Here is a 20,062-nt window from a genome sequence, read left to right on the forward strand (position 1 = left end):
CGTCATTTTAGGGAGTGTGTATGCTTCTAGTTTGTCTATTTCTATGTTTTGTCATTTTTCGTCCATTGACTGTCAACAAAATAGTGCATCGTACTTAGAAGATTAAAAAATGATGTTACCATTATTTAAGTAAGTTAATTAAATTGATGAAAAAAGGAGTCTTACAAATGAAAGCACTACGCTGGCACGATCAAAAGGACATTCGACTAGAAGAAATTGACGAACCAACAGTTGCCCCAGGAAAAGTGAAACTAAAAGTCAAATGGTGCGGCATTTGTGGAAGTGATTTACATGAATATCTAGGAGGGCCTATCTTCATTCCAGTGAACGAGCCTCATCCACTGACAAAAGAAAAAGCACCAGTAACATTAGGACATGAATTTTCTGGTGAGGTTGTTGAGGTAGGTGAAGGCGTGAGCGATTACAACGTAGGTGATCGAGTGGTGGTAGAACCTATTTTTTCCACTCACGGGCACCAAGGTGCTTATAACTTAGATGAAAACATGGGCTTTTTAGGACTTGCAGGAGGCGGCGGTGGATTCTCTGAATATGTATCAGTCAATGAAGAATTACTTCATTTGTTACCAGACGAATTGTCATATGAGCAAGGCGCTCGTAGAGCCTTCTGCAGTTGCTTTATATGCTGTTCGTTCTAGTAAAGTACAAGCTAGGGATACAGTGGCAGTGTTTGGCTGCGGACCAATTGGCTTACTTGTCATTGAAGCGTTCAAAGCAGCTGGTGCTACTGATATTTATGCAGTTGAATTATCAAAAGAACGCCAAGAAAAAGCAAAAGAGCTTGGATCTATTATTGTGGATCCTTCTCAGTATGATGATGTTGTTCAAGAAATCGCACGCCGTACAAACGGTGGAGTCGATGTTTCTTTTGAAGTGACAGGTGTACCTGTTGTATTAAAGTAAGCAATCCAATCAACTAGAATTTCAGGTGAAACAGTCATTGTAAGCATTTGGGGAAAAGGCGCAGAAATTTTGCCGAATGACATTGTGATTAAAGAACGTACAGTCAAAGGAATTATCGACTACAGAGACGTATTCCCATCTGTTTTAAACTTAATGAGAAAAGGCTATTTCTCCGCAGATACACTCGTTACGAAAAAAATCAAGCTGGACGATGTGATCGAGAATGGCTTCCATGCATTAATCAATGAAAAAGATCAAGTGAAAATTTTAGTCAGTGCTGAATCGTAAGACCAAAGGGAATGGCATCAGCTATTCTCTTTTTATATGACCTGTCCGTTTTCATAGAGAGGGTTACATTTGAATAGTGATAATTGAAAAGCTGTTTATCAATGGGAGATGACATCATGTTTTATCACATCAAAGAACTGCAATAATAAGCGAAGCCCTCAAGAACAGGAAGAACGAGAATGCGATCTTGTCGCCACTAGGACAGAAGCGAAAGAAATGACCTATCATATATTCAAAAAATATCTCTTGATTGAAGCATCCGTTTAGGGTGCTTTTTTATGAGTAAAAAAGGGGATGTATTGATAAAATGATGAAATATGGGTTAGTTTGAAAGATCGATATATTTTTAGAAAAATATTGAAGTGTTATTTCGAATATATTATGATATATGACGTAATGTTACAAAATATACAATTATATGACAAGGAGACCATTATGATTCTAAAAAGAAAGGTAAATTGGAAAAGGAACATTGCAGCGCTACTAGCCTTTGTGATGCTTATAACAATGTTTCCTTCTGACATTTTTGCAGAAGAACCTGAAGAAAATACAAAATCAAGTCATAACAGCATTCAAAAAACAGACGATTCAAAAACCTTGGAAATGGCAGGAATTGATGAAGATGAAATTGGAAAAGACGGAGAAGTTCTATCAGAAAGAACAGAAAGCAGCAAGCTTTTCTATGAAGGAGATGGTGTATTTACCCAAGAGGTATATCCTAACCCAATTCATATAAAAGAGTCACCAGATGCTGAGTGGGAGGACATCTCTCCAGAATTAAAGACAACCTCGAAAAAAGAAATAGAAACAGAAAATGCAAGATTAGATTCAACCTTTCAAAAACAAATGAAACAAGGGCTCTATGCCACATTCGAACATAAAAAACATCAAATTGAATTTTCAATTTTAAAAGCTTCAGGGACAAACAAACCAGAAATACATTCCAAAGATACCTCTGCACAATTTAAAGAGAACACCAACGAGCTTACATATGAAGAGGTATTTCCAAACATTGATTTACGATCATTTACTTTTAATGAAAACATCAAAGAAGATATTGTACTCAATCGATATGATGGCTACAATTCTTTTACATTTAAAATAAAGACAGATCTAACTGGAAAAATTGATGAAGATGGTTCTGTTACATTTTATGATCAAAAAAAACGGACCATTTTTCAAGTTCCAAAACCGTTTATGACCGATTCAAATTTAGATGAAAAGTCAGGTGAAGTTGCTCGATCAGAAGATGTGAGCTTTGAATTGCAAAAAGTAAATGATGGCTATTTACTTCATGTAACAGCTGATGATAAATGGCTGAAAGATCCTGAACGAGTTTATCCTGTGTCTATCGATCCTTCGACTTCTTTATCTGTTTCATCAGACACATTCATTATGAGTGCATACCCAACAACAAACTATTCATCTTCTACGCAAAAATGGGATGCTAATCTGAAAAGTTATGTACTGAAAACAGGTTATTATGATAAAACAACTGGTACAAACTATGCGTTCATGAAGTTTAATTCATTCAAGCCGATTCAAAATATGAATGTAACAAAAGCGACTCTCAAAACGTATATCGCTCATTCATATTATGGAACGAAGGCAACTGGTCTATGGCTGGACACAGTCAATGCAAACTATGATCATACAAAACTAACATGGAACAATAAACCAAGCTCAAAAAACATCGGCAAAGCCAATGTGTATAAAGGACAATGGGCGAGCTATGATGTGACATCGACCATCAAAGCTTGGAATAGCGGAACAGCAAACTATGGATTTAAATTACATGCAAATGGAAATGGGCAAGATCATTGGAAAAAAATAATCTCATCAACAAACTCAACCAAAAAACCAGTCATTGAAGTAACGTATACAATTCCTCAGGCAAATGCACCAACTGTAAAAGGTTTTAGTAATGGAAATGGTACAGGTTACTTAAATTTAAGTTGGACCAAGGTGTCTGGGGCAAAAGGCTACAAAGTGTGGCTATACAACGGAAAAGAGTATGAAGCCATTTCAGTTGGAAATGTGGCGTCATGGAGTACAAAAGGAAAGAATATATGGCCGACAGCGAGCGAGATTGCAGCAAAAAAATATAAACTCCATTTAGATGGAAAAGGTGGAACTGAATTAGCTGTTGACCCTTCTCCAGTTTATAAAAACTCAGGCGGCAATTATGCGACGAGTAAAAATTATTGGGTAGCTGTAAGTGCTATTTTTGACCAAGGTGAAGGCGTAATGTCGGCAAAAGTAAAACCTGTCGTGCCTAATGTGGCTAGAGCGAAAGCACCTAGTACAAAAGGATTCAATAATAATAACGCAACAGGTTACTTTGATCTTTCTTGGAATTCAGTTTCCGGTGCGACCGGTTATAAAATACAAATGTTTAATGGAAAAAGCTATGAGACATTGGATCTCGGGAATCAAACATCATGGTCAACAAAAGGGAAAAAAGTGTGGCCGACAGCTACAGAGATTAAAGCAGGTAAATATGCATTGCACTTGAAAGATGGAAAAGGTGCGGAACTTCCTATTCATCCAGGTGCGACTTACAAAAATGCTGGGGGAGATGCAGCTCAAAAACATTATTCCTTCAGAGTGATTGCATACAATAAAGATGGAGAAGCCATTGCTTCACCGCCAGCTGGACCAACCTTACCTGATTTATCAAGACCGAAAGCTTTATCTGGATATGCTTATACCAATACAAAAGAGAGCCAAACGGGTTATATCAACTTACATTGGGATAAGGTAAAAAATGCAAAAGGGTATAAAATCAACATCTATAATGGCAAGGCATATCAAACGTTTGATGTAGGTGATGTGGATCATTGGACGACACAAAACAAGAACATTTGGCCAACTCCTGCTGAAATTAAAAATGGAAAATATGTGCTCCATACAGATGGTAAAGGCGGGGAATTAGCGCTCGACCCATCTCCAGTGTATGAAAATGCAAATGGAAATTATAAAGGACGCAAGAACTATTCCTTTACCCTTGCCGCCTATGATGCAAATGGAGAAACCATTCCAACACCAGCCTTCAACCCGACATTTCATGCAGGTGCTGAATTTCTTGGAACAGAGGATTACTGGTCAATCATCGATATACCAGATGGTCAGCTCAATGGTGCAACTGGTAATGTGATAGTTAGTGAAGAGGAAATGTCGATCGATGGAAGAGGACCAGGTCTCGGAATTGGTAGAACTTACAACAGTTTAGGTGCAGCTGATCATCTGTTTGGCCAAGGCTGGTACGCAGATGTAGAAACAAGTATCACTCCAACAGAAGATGGTGCGATCTATATTGATGAGGATGCCACAACTCACGTTTTTACAAAAAAAGCAGATGGTACGTATCAACCACCAACAGGTATTTTCCTTGAATTAACGGAATCAAAGGATGAATACATGTTAAAAACGAAGGATCAAACCTTTGCACACTTTAGTAAAAATGGTGGGAAGATCACAAAGGTTGTAGATGGGCATAAAAATACAACGACATACAAATATAACGAAAACAATCAGCTCACATCAATGGAAGATGCATCTGGCCGAAAAATAACAATTGAATATGATAAAGATGGTCATATCGTCTCGGTTCAAGGACCAAAAGGGAAAAAGCTTTCATATGAGTATGATGCAGATTTATTAGTGAAAGTCATTGATTCAGATGGAACGAGCATCTCGTATGAATACGACAAAGAAGGCAGATTGATCAAACAATTCTCTCAAAATAGCACAGAAGGTCAGCCTGTTTTTACAGAATATCAATATCAGGATCACCGTTTAGTCAAAGCAATCAATGCCAAAAAAGAAACCTTTGAGTATGCGTATGATATGTCTAAAAAGACACTCATGCTGACGCAGCCAAACGGTCGAAAAATACAATATACGTACAACGAAGCAGCCAATCCAATTCAAGTTATAGATGATGCAGAAGGGCTTAAGATTACCACTAAAACTAAATATGAAGGCAACCAAATCGTAGAAGAAACTGACCCAAATGATGTAGAAAAAGGAAAGGCTACAGAAAGCTATTCGTACGATAAAAACGGCAATGTCATTCAGGCAAAAGATGCTTATGGCACGGAAACCTACGAATATAACAAAAACAATGACGTCACAAAAGTGAAAGATACAGAAGGAGATATCACAGACATCGCCTATGATGGATTAGATGCTGTATCTGAAACAGATCAAAGTGGAAATATGTCTTCAGCAAGTATTTATGATTCTTACGGGAATTTGGTACAAACGAGTAAAGAACTTGCTGCAGGTGCGAACATTTTAAAAAATGGAAGTTTTGAAGATACGCTAACAGGATGGAAGCTAACAGCATCTAAGGATGCCGGGAAATTAGCGCAAACAGCTGGAAAAAGTGGTGCGTTGTCTGGCAGTCGAGTGTTAGAGGTCAGTTCACAATCGACAACTGAAGGAACAGAACTTGGCTATTCATCAGCTACTCAAGAAGTGACACTAGAGCCAAATACGACGTATACACTTAGTGGGAAAATAAAGACAGAGCTAACGAAAGCGAGAGCATTTTTTAACATCGATTTAAGAGATACAAACAACAAACGAATTCAATGGATCAGCAACGGCTACAGCACATTATCAGGCAAAAATGATTGGACAAAACGCCAAGTCACTTTTACGACGCCATCTCATGCAGGTAAAGCTGTGATCTATATGGAAGTGGATCATCGAGACAAAGCTGGAAAAGGAAAAGCCTGGTTCGATGAGATCCAGCTAGAAAAAGGCGATGTCTCATCAAGCTATAATCCAGTCAAAAATAATTCCTTTACGGATAAAACAACAAGCTGGAGTGGAACAGGTGGTTCATTAGATCATGAAGAAGGCTTTAACGATGACATTTCGTTAAAAGTGACGAGAACATCTTCATCACAAGCGAATGTCATCTATAAACAATCTGTGCCGATTGAACAAAATACAAAAGATCAATCTGTGTATGTCACACTGACAGGGATGTCAAAGGCTGAAAATGTCAAAGGATCAAGTGAAAATGATTACTCACTTCAAGCGATTGTTACTTATACAGATGGCACAACAGGGACGTTTTATGCGAAATTCCCTACCGGCACACAGGAGTGGAACCGAGCGGCGGTCGTCATACCAAAAACCAAACTGTTGAAAAAAATCGATGTCAATATCATTTTCCAAAAAAGTGCGATTGGAACCGCTTGGTTTGATGACATCCGACTAGTAGAAGGTAGTCTTTTAACGAAAACCACTTACGACGAGAAAGGGAACTATGCCGTTAAAGAAGAGGATGAGCTAGGCTACTCGTCTCAATCTGCTTTCGATGAAACAGGCAAAAAGCTGTCTGAAACCGATGCGAAAGGCGAGAAAACAACATACGAATATGACCAGGCAGATCAGCTCAAGAAAATGACTTTATCAAACGGGACATCCATTATGAGAACGTATGATAAAGAGGGCAATGAACGGACGAAAACGATACGTGCAGATTCAGATCAGACGTATCAATTTGAATACGACCTCATAGGCAAATTGACAAAAACCATTGATCCATTAGGGAATGTGTTGAAAAGTGAATATGATGCGAATAGCAACTTAATCAAAACCATTTCTGCAAATGGACATGAAGTCTCTCTCTCATATGATGGAACAGACAGAGTGAAGTCGAAGTCTTACAATGGAAAAGAAAAATATAACTTCAGTTACGATAAAAATGGGAACGAAACGACGGTTGTCAACAAAGAACAAAACACAACCAAAAATCGAACGTTTGACCAACAAAACCGCATTATAAAGTTAACTGAGCGTGGTAGCAGCCAAACTTGGACGTATCCAACCGATTCAGATAAACTGAAATCCTTTGAATGGACACATGGTAATCAAAAAGGAACAAACCAATTCAGTTACAATAAACTGGATCAAATGACGCAGATGAAGGATTCTAGTTCTACGTATTCGTTTGATTATGATGAAAATGGAAATGTCCAGTCCTTTATTACAGGGAACGGCAGTGGTGCTAGCTTTGCTTATGATGAGCGCAATTTAATCAACGAATTGCATATTGGGACAAGCCAAGGTACGACGATCTTAAACGAAGCCTACGAATATGATCAAAATGGAAACAGAATAACGGTTGATCAAGGCACTAACGGGAAGATTCGTTATGAGTATGGAAAATTAGATCAATTGATCAAAGAAACTCATCCAGATGGAACGGTCATTGAGTACACATATGATGGGTTTGGGAACAGAAAAACAGTCACGACTAAAAAAAATGGTGTCAAGAAAACAGTCAACGCATCATTTAACATCATGAACCAACTGACAAAGGCAAATGGGGAGGTTTTGACTTATGACAAAAATGGCAATCGAACGTCTGACGGCCAATTCCTTTATGAATGGGATGCAGAAGATAACATAACGGCCATCACGAAAAAAGGGGAAGACAAGCCCTTTGTCACTTACAAATATGATGAGCGTGGATACAGAATTCAAAAAACAGTGAATGGAAAAGTCACCAATTATTTTTATGACGGTGACAGCCTGAATGTTTTATACGAAACAGATAAAGACAACGTAGTCACAAAAGCATACACATACGGTGACAGTGGACAACTGCTTGCATTCACGCAAAATGGAAAGAAATATTTCTATCACTACAATGCACACGGTGATGTTATGGCCATCACAAATAGTGCAGGGAAAATCGTTGCTGAATACGAATACGATACATGGGGCACCCCAACAAAGGTAAAAGAAGATGAAGAAGTAAAAGGAAACCCATATCGCTATGCTGGCTACCGCTTCGACGAAGAAACAGGACTTTACTATTTAATCGCCCGCTACTATGAACCAAAAAATGGCGTATTCCTATCACTTGACCCAGACCCAGGAAGCGATGGAGATTCACTAGATCAGAATGGATACTCTTATGGAAACAACAATCCAGTCATGAATGTAGACCCGGATGGCCATTGGGTATGGTTAGTTGTCAATGCAGGATTTGCGGTATATGATGGATACAAAGCTTATAAATCAGGCAAGGGCTGGAAAGGTGCAGCAGTTGCAGCCGCATCAAATTTTGGACCTGGGAAGATATTTAAGGGTGCGAAGAGGGTTTACGGGTTTGCAGCTAAAACGATTAAAATTAAAGGACACACAAAACATGGTCTTAATCAATCTATAGGTCGAAATGGAGGGCGTGGAGTTAGTGCTAAGGCAAAACTAGATGCTGTTCGTAACCCTAAGAAAAAAATCAATCAAGGAAATGGAACTATAAGGTATGTTGGCAAAAAAGCTACAGTAGTTTTAAATAAAAAGGGGAAAGTTGTTACTTCTTTTGGTAGTTCACGAGCAAAAGGAGATAAGAATAGATTTCACTCGCATGGAAAAGGGAACAAATCCAAAAAGAGAAGAAGGTAAAAACTAATTAAATTTATTTCCATATAATATGTTTTAAGGGGAGATTAGATGGCCGTAATTAAGGATGACTTTATTGAAGTTGAGTTAAAACCTAGGACATATCAAGAAGATTGCGAAGATCCATTTATTTTATCTATATTTGAGTTGTCTGAAGGAAACAAGGTGATAGTTCGTGATTTTTCTGCAGTGTTATTAAAAAGTGAGTATGAAAAGTTAGTCTCAGAAATTGAAGGTTTAATTAATAATAAGTTAAAAATTCTTTATGTAGAAACTATTGAGCCACTGTTTATTTTAAGAATAGATAAAGAAATCGAAAAATATGTAATAAAAATTGAAGTATTTATTACCGATGAAAAGCAGTCAGAACAATATGAGATTAATCTTGATGAGGAAAATGTAAAATGCTTTTTAAAAGATTTGAAATATGATATTGAAGATGTAAAAAATCCTCCGAAACTTCCTTAATTATCGTTAGATTACAATACTTTAAAGGTCATACTAACTCAATTCTAAATTTTAAGGTTAAAAAGAAAAATGAGTTAAGTTCATTAGACGGGACATTTAAAATTAGTATTGAAAAAAGTTTTAACGAACTTTAATTAAACTTGTATATAATGAACTTCATTTTGAGGAAACAATCCATTTTGAATTATGTTTAGATCAAGCAAAAATAAGCGACTTAAAGAACCAGCTTGATCAATTCATAACTAGTTACAGAAATAATCCTAAATAGGTATGAAATAAAACACTATATTGCTCATATTAAATATTCTTTTTTAATGCATAATATAACCCAAGAAAAAAAGCCGTATTTAATAATTTAAAGCAACGTTATCAATACTTATTTCACTCATAACTGGAAGTTTAAATCTTAAGAATTATAAAAGTGATATTCTAAAATATCGAGAATTAATGATTGCTTAGACTTTCATGAAAAAATTAGGATATTGATTAATAAGCTTATAAAGTAGAAAATTCACAGAAGCCATTGCAGTATCTAAGCAGGTTAGAAACAATGACACCAATAATAAATATCAATGTTTAGCCATATCGGGTGACTTAACACAATCCGTTGGCGCCGCTCTGCAGGCGATCGGAGGGAATGAGCTAATTAAAGAAGTAGAGCAGTTAATTATTCCTTAAAATATTAATTAGGTAGAAGGTTATGTATAAAGGTATTGAAAATAGATAATATAACCAAATGAAACGACCGTTTCCACTCCAACGCCCTACCTGCTGGTTGGGCGCTTATATTTTAAAGGGGTTTCCTCTGTAAATAAAAAGAATAAAAATCATACGAAGATCATATTCATATAGTATCATAGCCCAAATTCCAACATATGAACTTAATCTTTCCTTCGCTTTACTTCTACTAAAAATTAATTATATGAAGGAGGGTTGAAAAATTGCAGAGCTTTGATTCAATTTGTAATCAATTTGCTGTGATTCTAAACGGAAAAAGTAATATTAGTCAAAATAGTTGTTCTGTATCGTTGCACCGCGACTTTAAAGTGTCAATTCAAGGTCGTGAAAGTAAAGCTGTTGTGCCCGCGGAGGTGTTATTTGAGTCATTAGACCAAAGTGGCAATGCGCTTAATTTAGCTGAAATAGCTATATTACAAGAGGAAATTCCAAGATTTATGTACTCCATTGTTAGACAAGGATTAATTGTAAGTGCTCTACACAATCATTGGTTGTTTACTGATCCAGTAATTATGTATATCCATATTCAATCTATAGAGCCGCCACTAAACTTCGCACATAAGATCAATCATTCATTTTCATTTTTATTTAGTCGTCCAATTATGTGAGTAACCCCTTAATCCACTTTGTAAGGAAATATTTTTTAGATTTAAGCAAATTAATTTGCACATAATATATTTTTTTATCATCATATTAAGTATATACTCATATTTCCCCCAAGTAAGGTCAGTATTTGATCCATTTTTTTAGTTACTATAAAGGGCTTGATACAATGATTACGGAGGAACACACACAACATAATGGCTGCTGCTTATCGGAGCAGCTTGAATGTTTTATACGAAACAGATGAAGACAACGCCGTCACAAAAGCATACAAATACAGTGATAGTGGACAAATGCTTGTATTTACACAAAATGGTATATATGATGAATACAAAGCTTATAAATCAGGCAAGGGGTAGCCAAAGCTACAGCAATAGGTTTAGTTGGAGGCACTGTGTTTAAAGGAGCAAAAATTGCTTATAAGGCACATCGTCTTAACTTAACCGACAAAAAAATGAAGAGTTATGGAATATCCTTCATAAAAAAATTAAATGGAGACCTGGTAGTAAATTTGTAAAAATAAAACCTCCACAAAGTATAATTTAGATGAACTAGAAGCTTGAGTGTAGTATGTTAACTTTATTTAAAAAGTGCACTCATTTTAATGAACGTATATAGCTTTGGAATGGAAACACTCTGGCTATTTCTTTTCACATATTTGCCAATGGAATTAGATGATTTCGGAGAATGGCTTATTCCGCCTTATCCTGATGGAGATTACCGTTTTTTCTTTAAATCAGATTTGGAATGAGGAGTACTGGGGGATCCGGTTCAACATCAGATGATTATTTATGGTGAAAGCTTATTGTTAGAATATCCTCAGGATTCTATTTTCATATAGAAGAAAGATTAAATGATTTGAGTTTCTTAATTATTAAATAATACATATCTATAAATTCTTATAAAATGATTATTTTTATAATTCTATAAAATCATCTCTCAACAGAGAAAGGTGCAATGACATTGAAACGAATCATGAAATGGCTCTTATTAACAGCCGTTATCGCTGGATTATTGGTATGCGCATTCTTTGTGTTCCGTTTAAACCAGCCTAAGCCGACAACGAACATCTATTATGCAGACACACAAAACAAACAGCAAACTCTCGACATGTACATGCCGAAAGACAAAAATAAAGACAAAATGAAGAAGCATCCAGTGATGATCTATCTCCATGGCGGTGGATGGACAGGCGGAGATAAGAACAGAGTTGCTTCAAAGGCTGATTATTTTACCGATCAGGGGTATGTGTTTGTCTCTATAAATTATCGGCTTCACCCAGATGCTGAATATGAGCAGATGGCGGATGATACGGCGAACGCCATTAAATGGGTCAAGGATCATGCGGATGAGTATCAAATCGATCCATCGAAAATCAATGTCATGGGTCACTCGGCAGGCGGTCATTTGACGGCTTTAGTTACCACGGATTCGACCTACTTAAAACGTGTGGGGCTGTCGCCAAAAACGATAAAATCCATCGTCATTTTAGATGGCCCTTTAAACATCAATCAATTTATACAAGCCATTCCATCCTATGAAAAAGTGTTTGGCAAACAGGAGAAGAACTGGACAAAAGCATCGCCGGTCACTTATATGAATGGAGCCGGTCTACCGCCTGTCTATTTAGTTACAAGATGGGAAAATCCTGAAGTATACCGCTTTGCTGAAAAGCTAAATCATGATAAAGGGTCTCGGTATGTTTTTAGGATACATACATTAAGCCATAGTGATCTAAATAAGTGGTTTGGATCAGAACGGGCGCCAAAAGAAGCGCAAGAATTGACAAAGGCTGTCATGGATTTTGTGAATAGGCAGAATTCATAATGAAGGCTGTATGCTCGACAATCCATTTTGCCGCAGTATATGATAATCCGTAAATGGTTTGTTATCAAAGGAATGTATGTTGTTGTCATCATGTATGGAAAAAATAGAAAGAGCTGACGCTGAATATTATCGGTGGTAAGTGGAAAATGCTAATTTTATGGCACCTTGGCAGAGTAGGGACAAAACGTTTCGGTGAGTTAAAGTCGTTAATGCCGATTTAAGAGGCGATGTATAAATGGGGAAAACAATATCTCAACAGCAATTTCTTAAAGGATGATACTTAGAAATACCTACGATTGATATTGGTCGAAAGACAGTATCTTTTTTGTGACCATATGCAATAAAGTACTAGGATTGCTTCATTCCTGTTGCTAAAACTTAGCAGTAAATATACAAGAAGCCATTGAGCTGATAAAAGAAGTAGAAGTATCCATTGATGTGGTCGTCATATGGTGTAGTAGAAAAAACACTAAAAATAATGATACATATGCAGATGAGGAAAAAATGGTGCTATGTTTTATCATAGTTTGGAGGAGATACAAATGGAACAACAGGCCATGCGCTTCACATTAGCAGCAGGACCAAATAGTGAGCTGGAATCTTTTGCCCTCCGTGCAGCACTTGAGAACTTTGGTGCAAAAGTCGATATGCATTGGATAGGCAGACCCAATGATCTAATTGATGTGTTATCTGGGAGAAATAGAGGAGAGACTGACTATTTTCTTTTATGTTTTCACGGGGAAGAAGGAAAGCTTGTTATGCCTGAGTTAGGGGAAGATGTATACGAAGATGTGGAGCCTAGAGGTGCTGCTTTTGGAGCGGATGAAATCAAGCGATATGCTTCGTTAAAAGGGGCTCACGTCATATCTACCGGTTGCACGCTAGGTGAGAAAAAGCTTGCAGATGCCTTTCTAGAAACAGGTGCGTTATCCTATATTGCGCCTGATGATTACATTGATGGCAATGCGGCATTTATCTTTGTTCTGACCATGTTGTATGAGCTCATGAACAATACAAAGACGGTCAGAGCGGCTTTTGATCAAGCGAGCTCTATTGATGAAGAAACGAAATTATTTCAACTATATATGCAAAAATAAAAGGGATGACACAAATTCTACAAACACACGTTATCGGTATCTGCGTTTTATACTTTCCTACATGTGAGCAAGTTTACTGTCTCTTTCTTAGATGCGGTATGTTATGCAATAACAACACCTCTCGTAAAATCCAAAATATACAAGATAGCCTCATGATTTTGTTGTAGTAATCTTAGCAATTTCTATTCATTTTTGTAGTTTAATTACAAATGTGAGGTGTATATAACAGTTATTTTATCGAAAAACAATATTTTTATGTGGATTTTATGAATGAACTATTGTGAAAACGCTTTTATTGTAGTAATATTACTAAAAAGTGAGGTGATTGGTTTAAATTGATTAGCTTTCAGGAACGAATTCAATTAAAAGAAGGTTTATTGACTGTCTCGGAACTTAAAATCATTGATCAATTAAATAAGCATGAAAAACCATTTTTGTTAGCTATGAATGAGCTTGCTACATTAAGTAATGTGAGTGAGCCGAGTGTAGTGAGACTTTATCGAAAATTAGGTTATGGAAGTTACCAAGAATTAAAGGTAGCATTGGCCCAAGAACTAGCTGGGAAAGTTACAACTGCTATCAATACTGACACAGAAATTAGAGAAAACGACTTGTCTAATGAAGTATTCACAAAGATTAGTAACCAGTTGACTACAGCACTAGCGATGACAAAAGAGAAACTCAATGTTGATGACATGGAAGAAGCTGTAGAACTCATTTTAAACGCTGAGAGGATCTTTTTCTTTGGACAAGGTTTATCTGGAACGGTTGCTGAAGATAGTGCTCATAAATTTATGAGAATTGGTGGAACCGCATTAGCAGTAAAAGACCCACACTATCAAGCTATTTATGCTAGTCATATGAAGTCAGATGATCTTGTGATTGCCATATCTCATTCTGGTGAAACGGTTAACATTATTGAAGTTGTCGGTATAGCTAAGAAAAGTGGTGCAAAAATCATTATTATTACTTCTAATGAAAAGACAACGCTTTCAAAGATGGCAGATATCTTGCTACTTACGAAAGCACAAGAGACAGAAAGGAGATCAGATGCGATGGTCAGTCGTCTCATCCAACTGGCATTAATTGACACTATTTATACTAGAACAGTCGCAATTGGTGGAGAATATTTAAAAGAAGCAGTTAATGCTTCAAGATTAGCTGTAACAAGAATGAAAAAGTAAATTATGGGAATGGTACTGAATATCAATTAATTACCATCAGGAGGTTAGAAATGTTAACAGGTCATGCTTTAATCGTTGGATTTGTTGTTTGCTTAGTTGTATTATTTTTACTCATTATCAAATTTAAGTGGGACGCATTCATTGCATTAATGGTTGTTGCACTAGGTCTTGGATTACTATCAAGCATTCCTGTTACTGATGTTCCAAATGTAATAGCAACTGGATTTGGTAATACGCTTGCAGGTGTAGGTGTTCTCATTGGTTTAGGGATTATATTTGGGCAATTTTTAGCTGCTTCTGGTGCAATTAGTAAGATTGCAACAGGAATGCTCCGAGCATTTGGTATAAATAAGTCTCCATATGCTATGGCGGCAACATCAATTACCGTAGCTATTCCGGTATTCTTTGATGCGGCATTTATTATTTTGCATAAATTAATTCAAAACCTTTCAGTTAAGACTAAGATTTCACTTTCAACATTTGTAGCAATTCTTGCAATTGGTTTAATTACAGCTCACAGCTTAATCATTCCTACACCAGGGCCCCTTGTCGTAGCAGATCAAACAGGAGCCGATATTGGTATATTCTTTATTTACGGTTTATTAGTTGCTATCCCAGGTGTTATTGTTGGTGGAGTGATTTACGGTAAATTTGTAGGGAAGAGACTGACAAATGAAGGGCGTCTATACGAGTCAGAAGTCATAGATTATGAAGTTGGAAAAAATCAATCAGGTAGAAAAGAGATTTCAGCAGGATTGTCTTTCGGAATACTTGCACTTCCGATCGTATTAATATTAGGGAATACCGTAATGAACTTAATTTTTCCAGATACCAGCGCTGCGACATTCTTCACTATCATTGGAGATAAAAATGTTGCTCTTTTAATTAGTGTAATTGTAGCGATGTTCTCACTTAAACCTTATATCAAGGAAGATACAAAAACAGTCTTTAGTGATGCATTTAACCAAAGTGGAATGGTTCTCTTAATTACAGGTGCAGGTGGAGCATTTGGAAAAGTTGTTCAAGAAACTGGAATTGGTGATTTACTAATTAACCTCATGCAAGGAATGAACATGCCAGCATTACTACTTGCTTTCTTATTCTCACAAATTTTGCGTGCATCTTTAGGTTCTGCAACGGTTGCACTTGTTACGACTTCTTCAATTATGGGACCAATGGCTGTCGACCTTGGCGTATCACCTGTATTATTGGGTCTTGCAATTTGTGCGGGTGGTATCGGTTTATCAATGCCAAATGACTCCGGCTTCTGGGTGGTCAGTAAATTTGGGCGTTTAACAGTCACAGAAACATTACGTGTTTGGAGTATTGGTGGATTTATTTCTGGTGTAACAGCGCTTGTTTTTATATATATACTCAGTGCATTCTCAGGATTCTTGCCTGGACTATAGGTTTTAACGTAATTTAAGCAGATGATTAAATAGGAGTGGTGTCATGAAAAAACGTATTGGATTTATTGGACTAGGAATTATGGGAATGCCGATGGCAAAAAACCTGTTAAAGCATAAATACAAGGTGACTGTGTTTGATATTAATCAACAAGTTGTTGACAAACTTGCCGATGCAGGAGCAAACTGTGCTTCTTCTAGTAAGGAAGTTGCAAAGAACAGTGATGTTGTGATAACAATGCTTCCAAAAGGAGAACATGTTCGCCAAGCAGTCTTTGGTGAACATGGTGTAATGGAAGGCGCTAGTGTTGGAATGGTAGTTATTGATATGAGTTCTATTTCACCAGTTGACTCAAAAGAAATGGCTGAACGAACAACGAAAAAAGGTGTTCATTTCTTGGATGCGCCTGTAAGTGGTGGTGAGCCAAAGGCGATAGACGGAACACTTTCGATTATGGTGGGTGGTAACGCTACTGTATTTGAAGAAGTCAAAGACGTTCTTTCTGCGATGGGAAGAGACATCGTACGTGTAGGAGACTCAGGCTGTGGAACAACAGCGAAGCTTGCTAACCAAATTATTGTAAACTTAAACATCGCAGCTGTGTCTGAAGCTCTTGTTTTGGCGACAAAGGCGGGCATTGATGTCGAGAAAATGTATGAAGCAATCCGAGGTGGGCTCGCTGGAAGTACCGTAATGGATGAGAAAATACCAATGATCTTGAAACGTAATTTCAAAGCAGGTGGACGTGTTGACATTAATTTGAAGGATTTAACAAATGTCATGAATACAGCACATCAGCTAGATGTTCCACTAGCATTATCAAGCCACTTACTTGAAATTTTCCATGCATTGAAAGCGGATGGAAAAGAAGCGCTCGACCACTCAAGCATTGTTCAACACTATGAAAAGCTTGCAAATGTTGAAGTTAAAAGAGAGGAGAAGTAAGAATGGAAATACAAAATGTGTCTGACTTGGCGAAACTGAGGAAGTTGAGCCGTGAAGAAGTAAAAGCAAAACTTGCTGCTGCAAGGATGGGCTTCCAACACAAAATTGTTGTACTAGACGATGATCCAACAGGTATACAAACAGTACATGGAGTTTCTGTATACACCGATTGGACACAAGAGAGTATTGAAAAAGGGTTCCGTGAAGAAAACCAAATGTTCTTCATCCTAACAAACTCTCGTGGATTCACATCAAAAGAGACAGAAGTGGTTCATCAAGATATTGCTAGACGCGTTCAAGATGTGTCTATTGCTCTAAATGTCCCGTACATTCTAATTAGCCGTAGCGATTCTACTTTGCGTGGACACTATCCGCTAGAAACAGAAACATTAAAATTAACAATCGAAGAGCATTCAAATATAAAATTTGATGGAGAAATTATTGTCCCTTTCTTTAAAGAAGGTGGACGTTTTACGATCAATAACTTTCACTATGTTCAAAACGGAGATGCTTTAGTCCCAGTAGGAGAAACAGAGTTTGCGAAAGACCGTACTTTTGGCTTTGTATCATCTCATTTAGGAGAATGGATTGAAGAGAAGACAAATGGAGAGTATACCAAAGAAGGTACAATCTACATTAACTTAACAGATCTACGCAATGAAAATGTAACAAAAATTAAAGAACAATTGATGAATGCATCCAACTTCCAAAAGGTTGTTGTCAATGCAGTTGATTATGTTGACGTTGAAGTCTTTGTTACAGTTTTGATAGAATCATTAAAATTAGGAAAAAATTTTTTGTTTCGCAGTGCGGCAAGTCTTACAAAAATCATTGGTGGTGTAACAGATAAGCCATTATTAACAAGAGATGACCTAATAACAGAAGAAACGAATCACGGTGGGTTAGTTGTGGTGGGTTCACATGTTCAAAAAACAACAGAGCAATTGCAGGCACTAATTGAGAGTGATCTTATGACACCAGTTGAATTTGATGTGCATCTTGCTCTTGAACCAGATAAATTTGAAGAAGAAATTAAACGTGTCCGCACAACATGTGAAAATTTAATCAGACAGGGTAAATCTGTTGTGTACTATACACGCAGAGAAAGATTTGACCTAGGGGAGAATAAGAAAGAAGAAGAATTAAAGCTTTCTGTTAAAATCTCTGATGCGGTCACAAGCATTGTTCGTGACTTGGGAGTTTGTCCTAAATACATTGTTGCAAAAGGCGGTATTACATCATCAAGTATCGGTACCGTAGGACTTTCCGTGAAACGTGCGGAAGTTGCTGGCCAAATCAAGCCAGGAATTCCAGTATGGAAAATAGGCGAGGAAAGTAAATTCCCAGGCATAGCCTACATCCTTTTTCCAGGAAACGTTGGAACAAAAGATACATTAAAAGAAGTTGTTGAAATATTAGAAAATAAATAACTATAATTGGAAACCACATCTGTCAAGTAGACAAGAATAAAAGTCACATTGGAGGAGCCTGAGTCCTGATATGGACTCAGGTTTTTTTAAAATAGATTAATGTTAAATGTGAATGCCAAAACTTTTAATTGATGTGTATTCTGACAGATGGGAAATGAGTGACATCTGATTCCATCCTGTAAAATTGTTTAACCGTTGTAGTGAACCATTATCCAAAAAAGATGGTACTAGCCCAAAAGGTTAGAGATAAACGACCTTTTGGAATAGTCTCTTTTCTCAAGGCTAACATTTTTCCCCTGTTAGTCGCTAATCGAATATGTTGAAAAAGTGCATCCCGCACCTCTTTTTCCGTACGGGCGTCCCTTTTTTTGATATAGGTTCCTGGCATCATTGAAACCTTTCTGTATAATAAGCAAAAATTGCTTAAGCATGCCCAAGTGTGAACTAATGAAAAGGCCTTCTTTAACACTTTGCAACAGTACATTATGAAACGTCTGCTTTGATGGAAAACGCAGAAATTATGTTTTTAAAGAGAAAGAAAACTGAAAAAGGAATTGTGAATATAGTATTGTTTTTTCTTTAGCAGAGCGTTTATTATTTTTTCATGGATGATCCCATATTGGTGACTCTGATATCAACATCATATGTGATATCAGCTTCAGCAAAATGCTCGTCCCATTTTGGTTTGATTTTTTCCCACTCCCTCGGATATTGTATTCTAAACTTTTCTGAGAACTTCAAAGCATCTGTTCGATATTCAGTTTGTAATTTATCGAGCGTAGCTTTAATCATATTTTCCACTTTTTCCTCCGTCAGACGCTCAACTTCGGTCAGATTTTTATTTTGGTCACTCGAATTTGCCCAATCCTCTGAAATCTGACCGGTCGATGTGACATTAATGTCATAAGAAGGCCGCCCGTTTTTTTTGCTCACCCGTATACGACTGTCAACTGATTGAATTTCATAAACCATTACTTTATTGTCCTTGTTTTTGACCTTGACGAGCCCGCCTTTGATTTTTCCAGTGATCCACCCGGCTCCTTGTATTTCTTCTTGCGATAATATCCCGACCAGCTTTTTCTCCCTTCCGTTCACAACGGCTGCTCCATTAAATACAATCTGTCCATACTGTATATCGAGGTTTTGTAGGAGAAAGCTGGAGTTATTGACCAGATTTGTTCTAAGGTTGCCTAAGCTCATCATCGGCAGTATACCGGTTGTACGGTAGCGGTTTTGCACCGTCTCGATAATACGCTCCGCCGGCATTTCTGTCTTTCCCGGTACATCTAGCATCTTCTGTGCAGAAGGCATGGAAATGCAAACTTCCATGCTCATTCTAGATTGATTATCCCTGATAATGGTATCTAATAGATCCTGAAAATTCACTTCGCGAGCAAGGTCCTGTCCGATAATTAACAACTTTTGATGCTGTGGAATAACAGCTTTAGGGAGCATTAAAGACATTTTTCTTATGATTTCATGAACGGAGTCTCCCTCTAATGTGAAATTTTGATAGGTTGACTTTATTGGGGGCTGTGCCTCTGTAGTGTTTTGATATATTGCCATCTGTGTAGTTATTTTAATTGGACCTTTCTCGGTGTCTTCTCCTTTGTCAAAACCTGTTGCTAACACTATGGACAATTTTTCAATATCTTTGTTATCCCAGCATCCTCCCAAAAAAAAGCAAGCAAACAAAAGGACGTATAGGTTAAAACGTTTCACG

General features: G+C 37.1%; 10 protein-coding genes and 3 pseudogenes. 12 read left to right on the forward strand and 1 reads right to left on the reverse strand.

Translation table 11 applies throughout. The annotated features are described in order from the left end of the window. Window positions 1-167 precede the first annotated feature (167 nt). From WAX46_RS02435 to WAX46_RS02490, 12 genes and pseudogenes are all read left to right on the forward strand, one after another. Window positions 168-1,209, forward strand: a pseudogene (locus tag WAX46_RS02435) (2,3-butanediol dehydrogenase). A 435-nt stretch (window positions 1,210-1,644) separates the two neighbouring features. Further along, the gene (locus tag WAX46_RS02440) at window positions 1,645-8,643 is read left to right on the forward strand and encodes a DNRLRE domain-containing protein (protein WP_336493306.1); all 6,999 of its coding nucleotides are present in this window, start codon (window positions 1,645-1,647) and stop codon (window positions 8,641-8,643) included. Window positions 8,644-8,691: 48 nt separating this feature from the next. Then, on the forward strand, window positions 8,692-9,108 hold the full coding sequence (locus WAX46_RS02445; protein ID WP_336493307.1) for a WapI family immunity protein: 417 nt from the start codon (window positions 8,692-8,694) through the stop codon (window positions 9,106-9,108). Window positions 9,109-10,049: 941 nt separating this feature from the next. Then, a complete protein-coding gene (locus tag WAX46_RS02450) occupies window positions 10,050-10,454 on the forward strand; it encodes a DUF1259 domain-containing protein (RefSeq protein ID WP_226566771.1) in 405 nt (134 codons plus the stop codon). A gap of 213 nt (window positions 10,455-10,667) precedes the next feature. Then, window positions 10,668-10,766, forward strand: a pseudogene (locus WAX46_RS15710) (hypothetical protein); the annotation flags it as partial. Between the two features lie 640 nt (window positions 10,767-11,406). Next, complete coding sequence (locus tag WAX46_RS02460; RefSeq protein WP_336493308.1) at window positions 11,407-12,276, forward strand: alpha/beta hydrolase; 870 nt, start codon at window positions 11,407-11,409, stop codon at window positions 12,274-12,276. A gap of 113 nt (window positions 12,277-12,389) precedes the next feature. Then, window positions 12,390-12,491: pseudogene (locus WAX46_RS02465) on the forward strand (winged helix-turn-helix transcriptional regulator); the annotation flags it as partial. Between the two features lie 327 nt (window positions 12,492-12,818). Beyond that, window positions 12,819-13,373 (forward strand): delta-aminolevulinic acid dehydratase, encoded by a 555-nt coding sequence (locus tag WAX46_RS02470; RefSeq protein WP_226566775.1) that lies wholly within the window; start codon window positions 12,819-12,821, stop codon window positions 13,371-13,373. 335 nt (window positions 13,374-13,708) lie between these two features. Continuing rightward, window positions 13,709-14,557, forward strand: coding sequence for a MurR/RpiR family transcriptional regulator (locus WAX46_RS02475; protein WP_336493309.1), 849 nt, complete (start codon window positions 13,709-13,711; stop codon window positions 14,555-14,557). Window positions 14,558-14,607: 50 nt separating this feature from the next. Then, window positions 14,608-15,966: a GntP family permease gene (locus WAX46_RS02480; RefSeq protein WP_336493310.1), complete on the forward strand. Its 1,359-nt coding sequence runs from the start codon at window positions 14,608-14,610 to the stop codon at window positions 15,964-15,966. Window positions 15,967-16,009: 43 nt separating this feature from the next. Continuing rightward, window positions 16,010-16,909, forward strand: coding sequence for a 2-hydroxy-3-oxopropionate reductase (gene garR, locus WAX46_RS02485; protein WP_336493311.1), 900 nt, complete (start codon window positions 16,010-16,012; stop codon window positions 16,907-16,909). A 2-nt stretch (window positions 16,910-16,911) separates the two neighbouring features. Then, the gene (locus WAX46_RS02490; RefSeq protein WP_442895652.1) at window positions 16,912-18,339 is read left to right on the forward strand and encodes a four-carbon acid sugar kinase family protein; all 1,428 of its coding nucleotides are present in this window, start codon (window positions 16,912-16,914) and stop codon (window positions 18,337-18,339) included. A 594-nt stretch (window positions 18,340-18,933) separates the two neighbouring features. Here the strand turns inward: WAX46_RS02490 and WAX46_RS02495 are convergent. Then, a complete protein-coding gene (locus WAX46_RS02495) occupies window positions 18,934-20,061 on the reverse strand; it encodes a Ger(x)C family spore germination protein (RefSeq protein WP_336493312.1) in 1,128 nt (375 codons plus the stop codon). Window position 20,062: the final 1 nt, after the last annotated feature.

Source organism: Bacillus sp. FJAT-53060 (assembly GCF_037104745.1).
Taxonomy (GTDB): Bacteria; Bacillota; Bacilli; order Bacillales; family Bacillaceae; genus Bacillus; species Bacillus stratosphericus_B.

What these genes read in the sequence shown, in the direction of transcription:
- WAX46_RS02440 (WP_336493306.1), top strand. Translation starts at nt 1,645, where the DNA reads ATGATTCTAAAAAGAAAGGTAAATTGGAAAAGGAACATTGCAGCGCTA.
- WAX46_RS02445 (WP_336493307.1), top strand. Translation starts at nt 8,692, where the DNA reads ATGGCCGTAATTAAGGATGACTTTATTGAAGTTGAGTTAAAACCTAGG.
- WAX46_RS02460 (WP_336493308.1), top strand. Translation starts at nt 11,407, where the DNA reads ATGACATTGAAACGAATCATGAAATGGCTCTTATTAACAGCCGTTATC.
- WAX46_RS02470 (WP_226566775.1), top strand. Translation starts at nt 12,819, where the DNA reads ATGGAACAACAGGCCATGCGCTTCACATTAGCAGCAGGACCAAATAGT.
- WAX46_RS02480 (WP_336493310.1), top strand. Translation starts at nt 14,608, where the DNA reads ATGTTAACAGGTCATGCTTTAATCGTTGGATTTGTTGTTTGCTTAGTT.
- garR (WP_336493311.1), top strand. Translation starts at nt 16,010, where the DNA reads ATGAAAAAACGTATTGGATTTATTGGACTAGGAATTATGGGAATGCCG.
- WAX46_RS02490 (WP_442895652.1), top strand. Translation starts at nt 16,912, where the DNA reads ATGGAAATACAAAATGTGTCTGACTTGGCGAAACTGAGGAAGTTGAGC.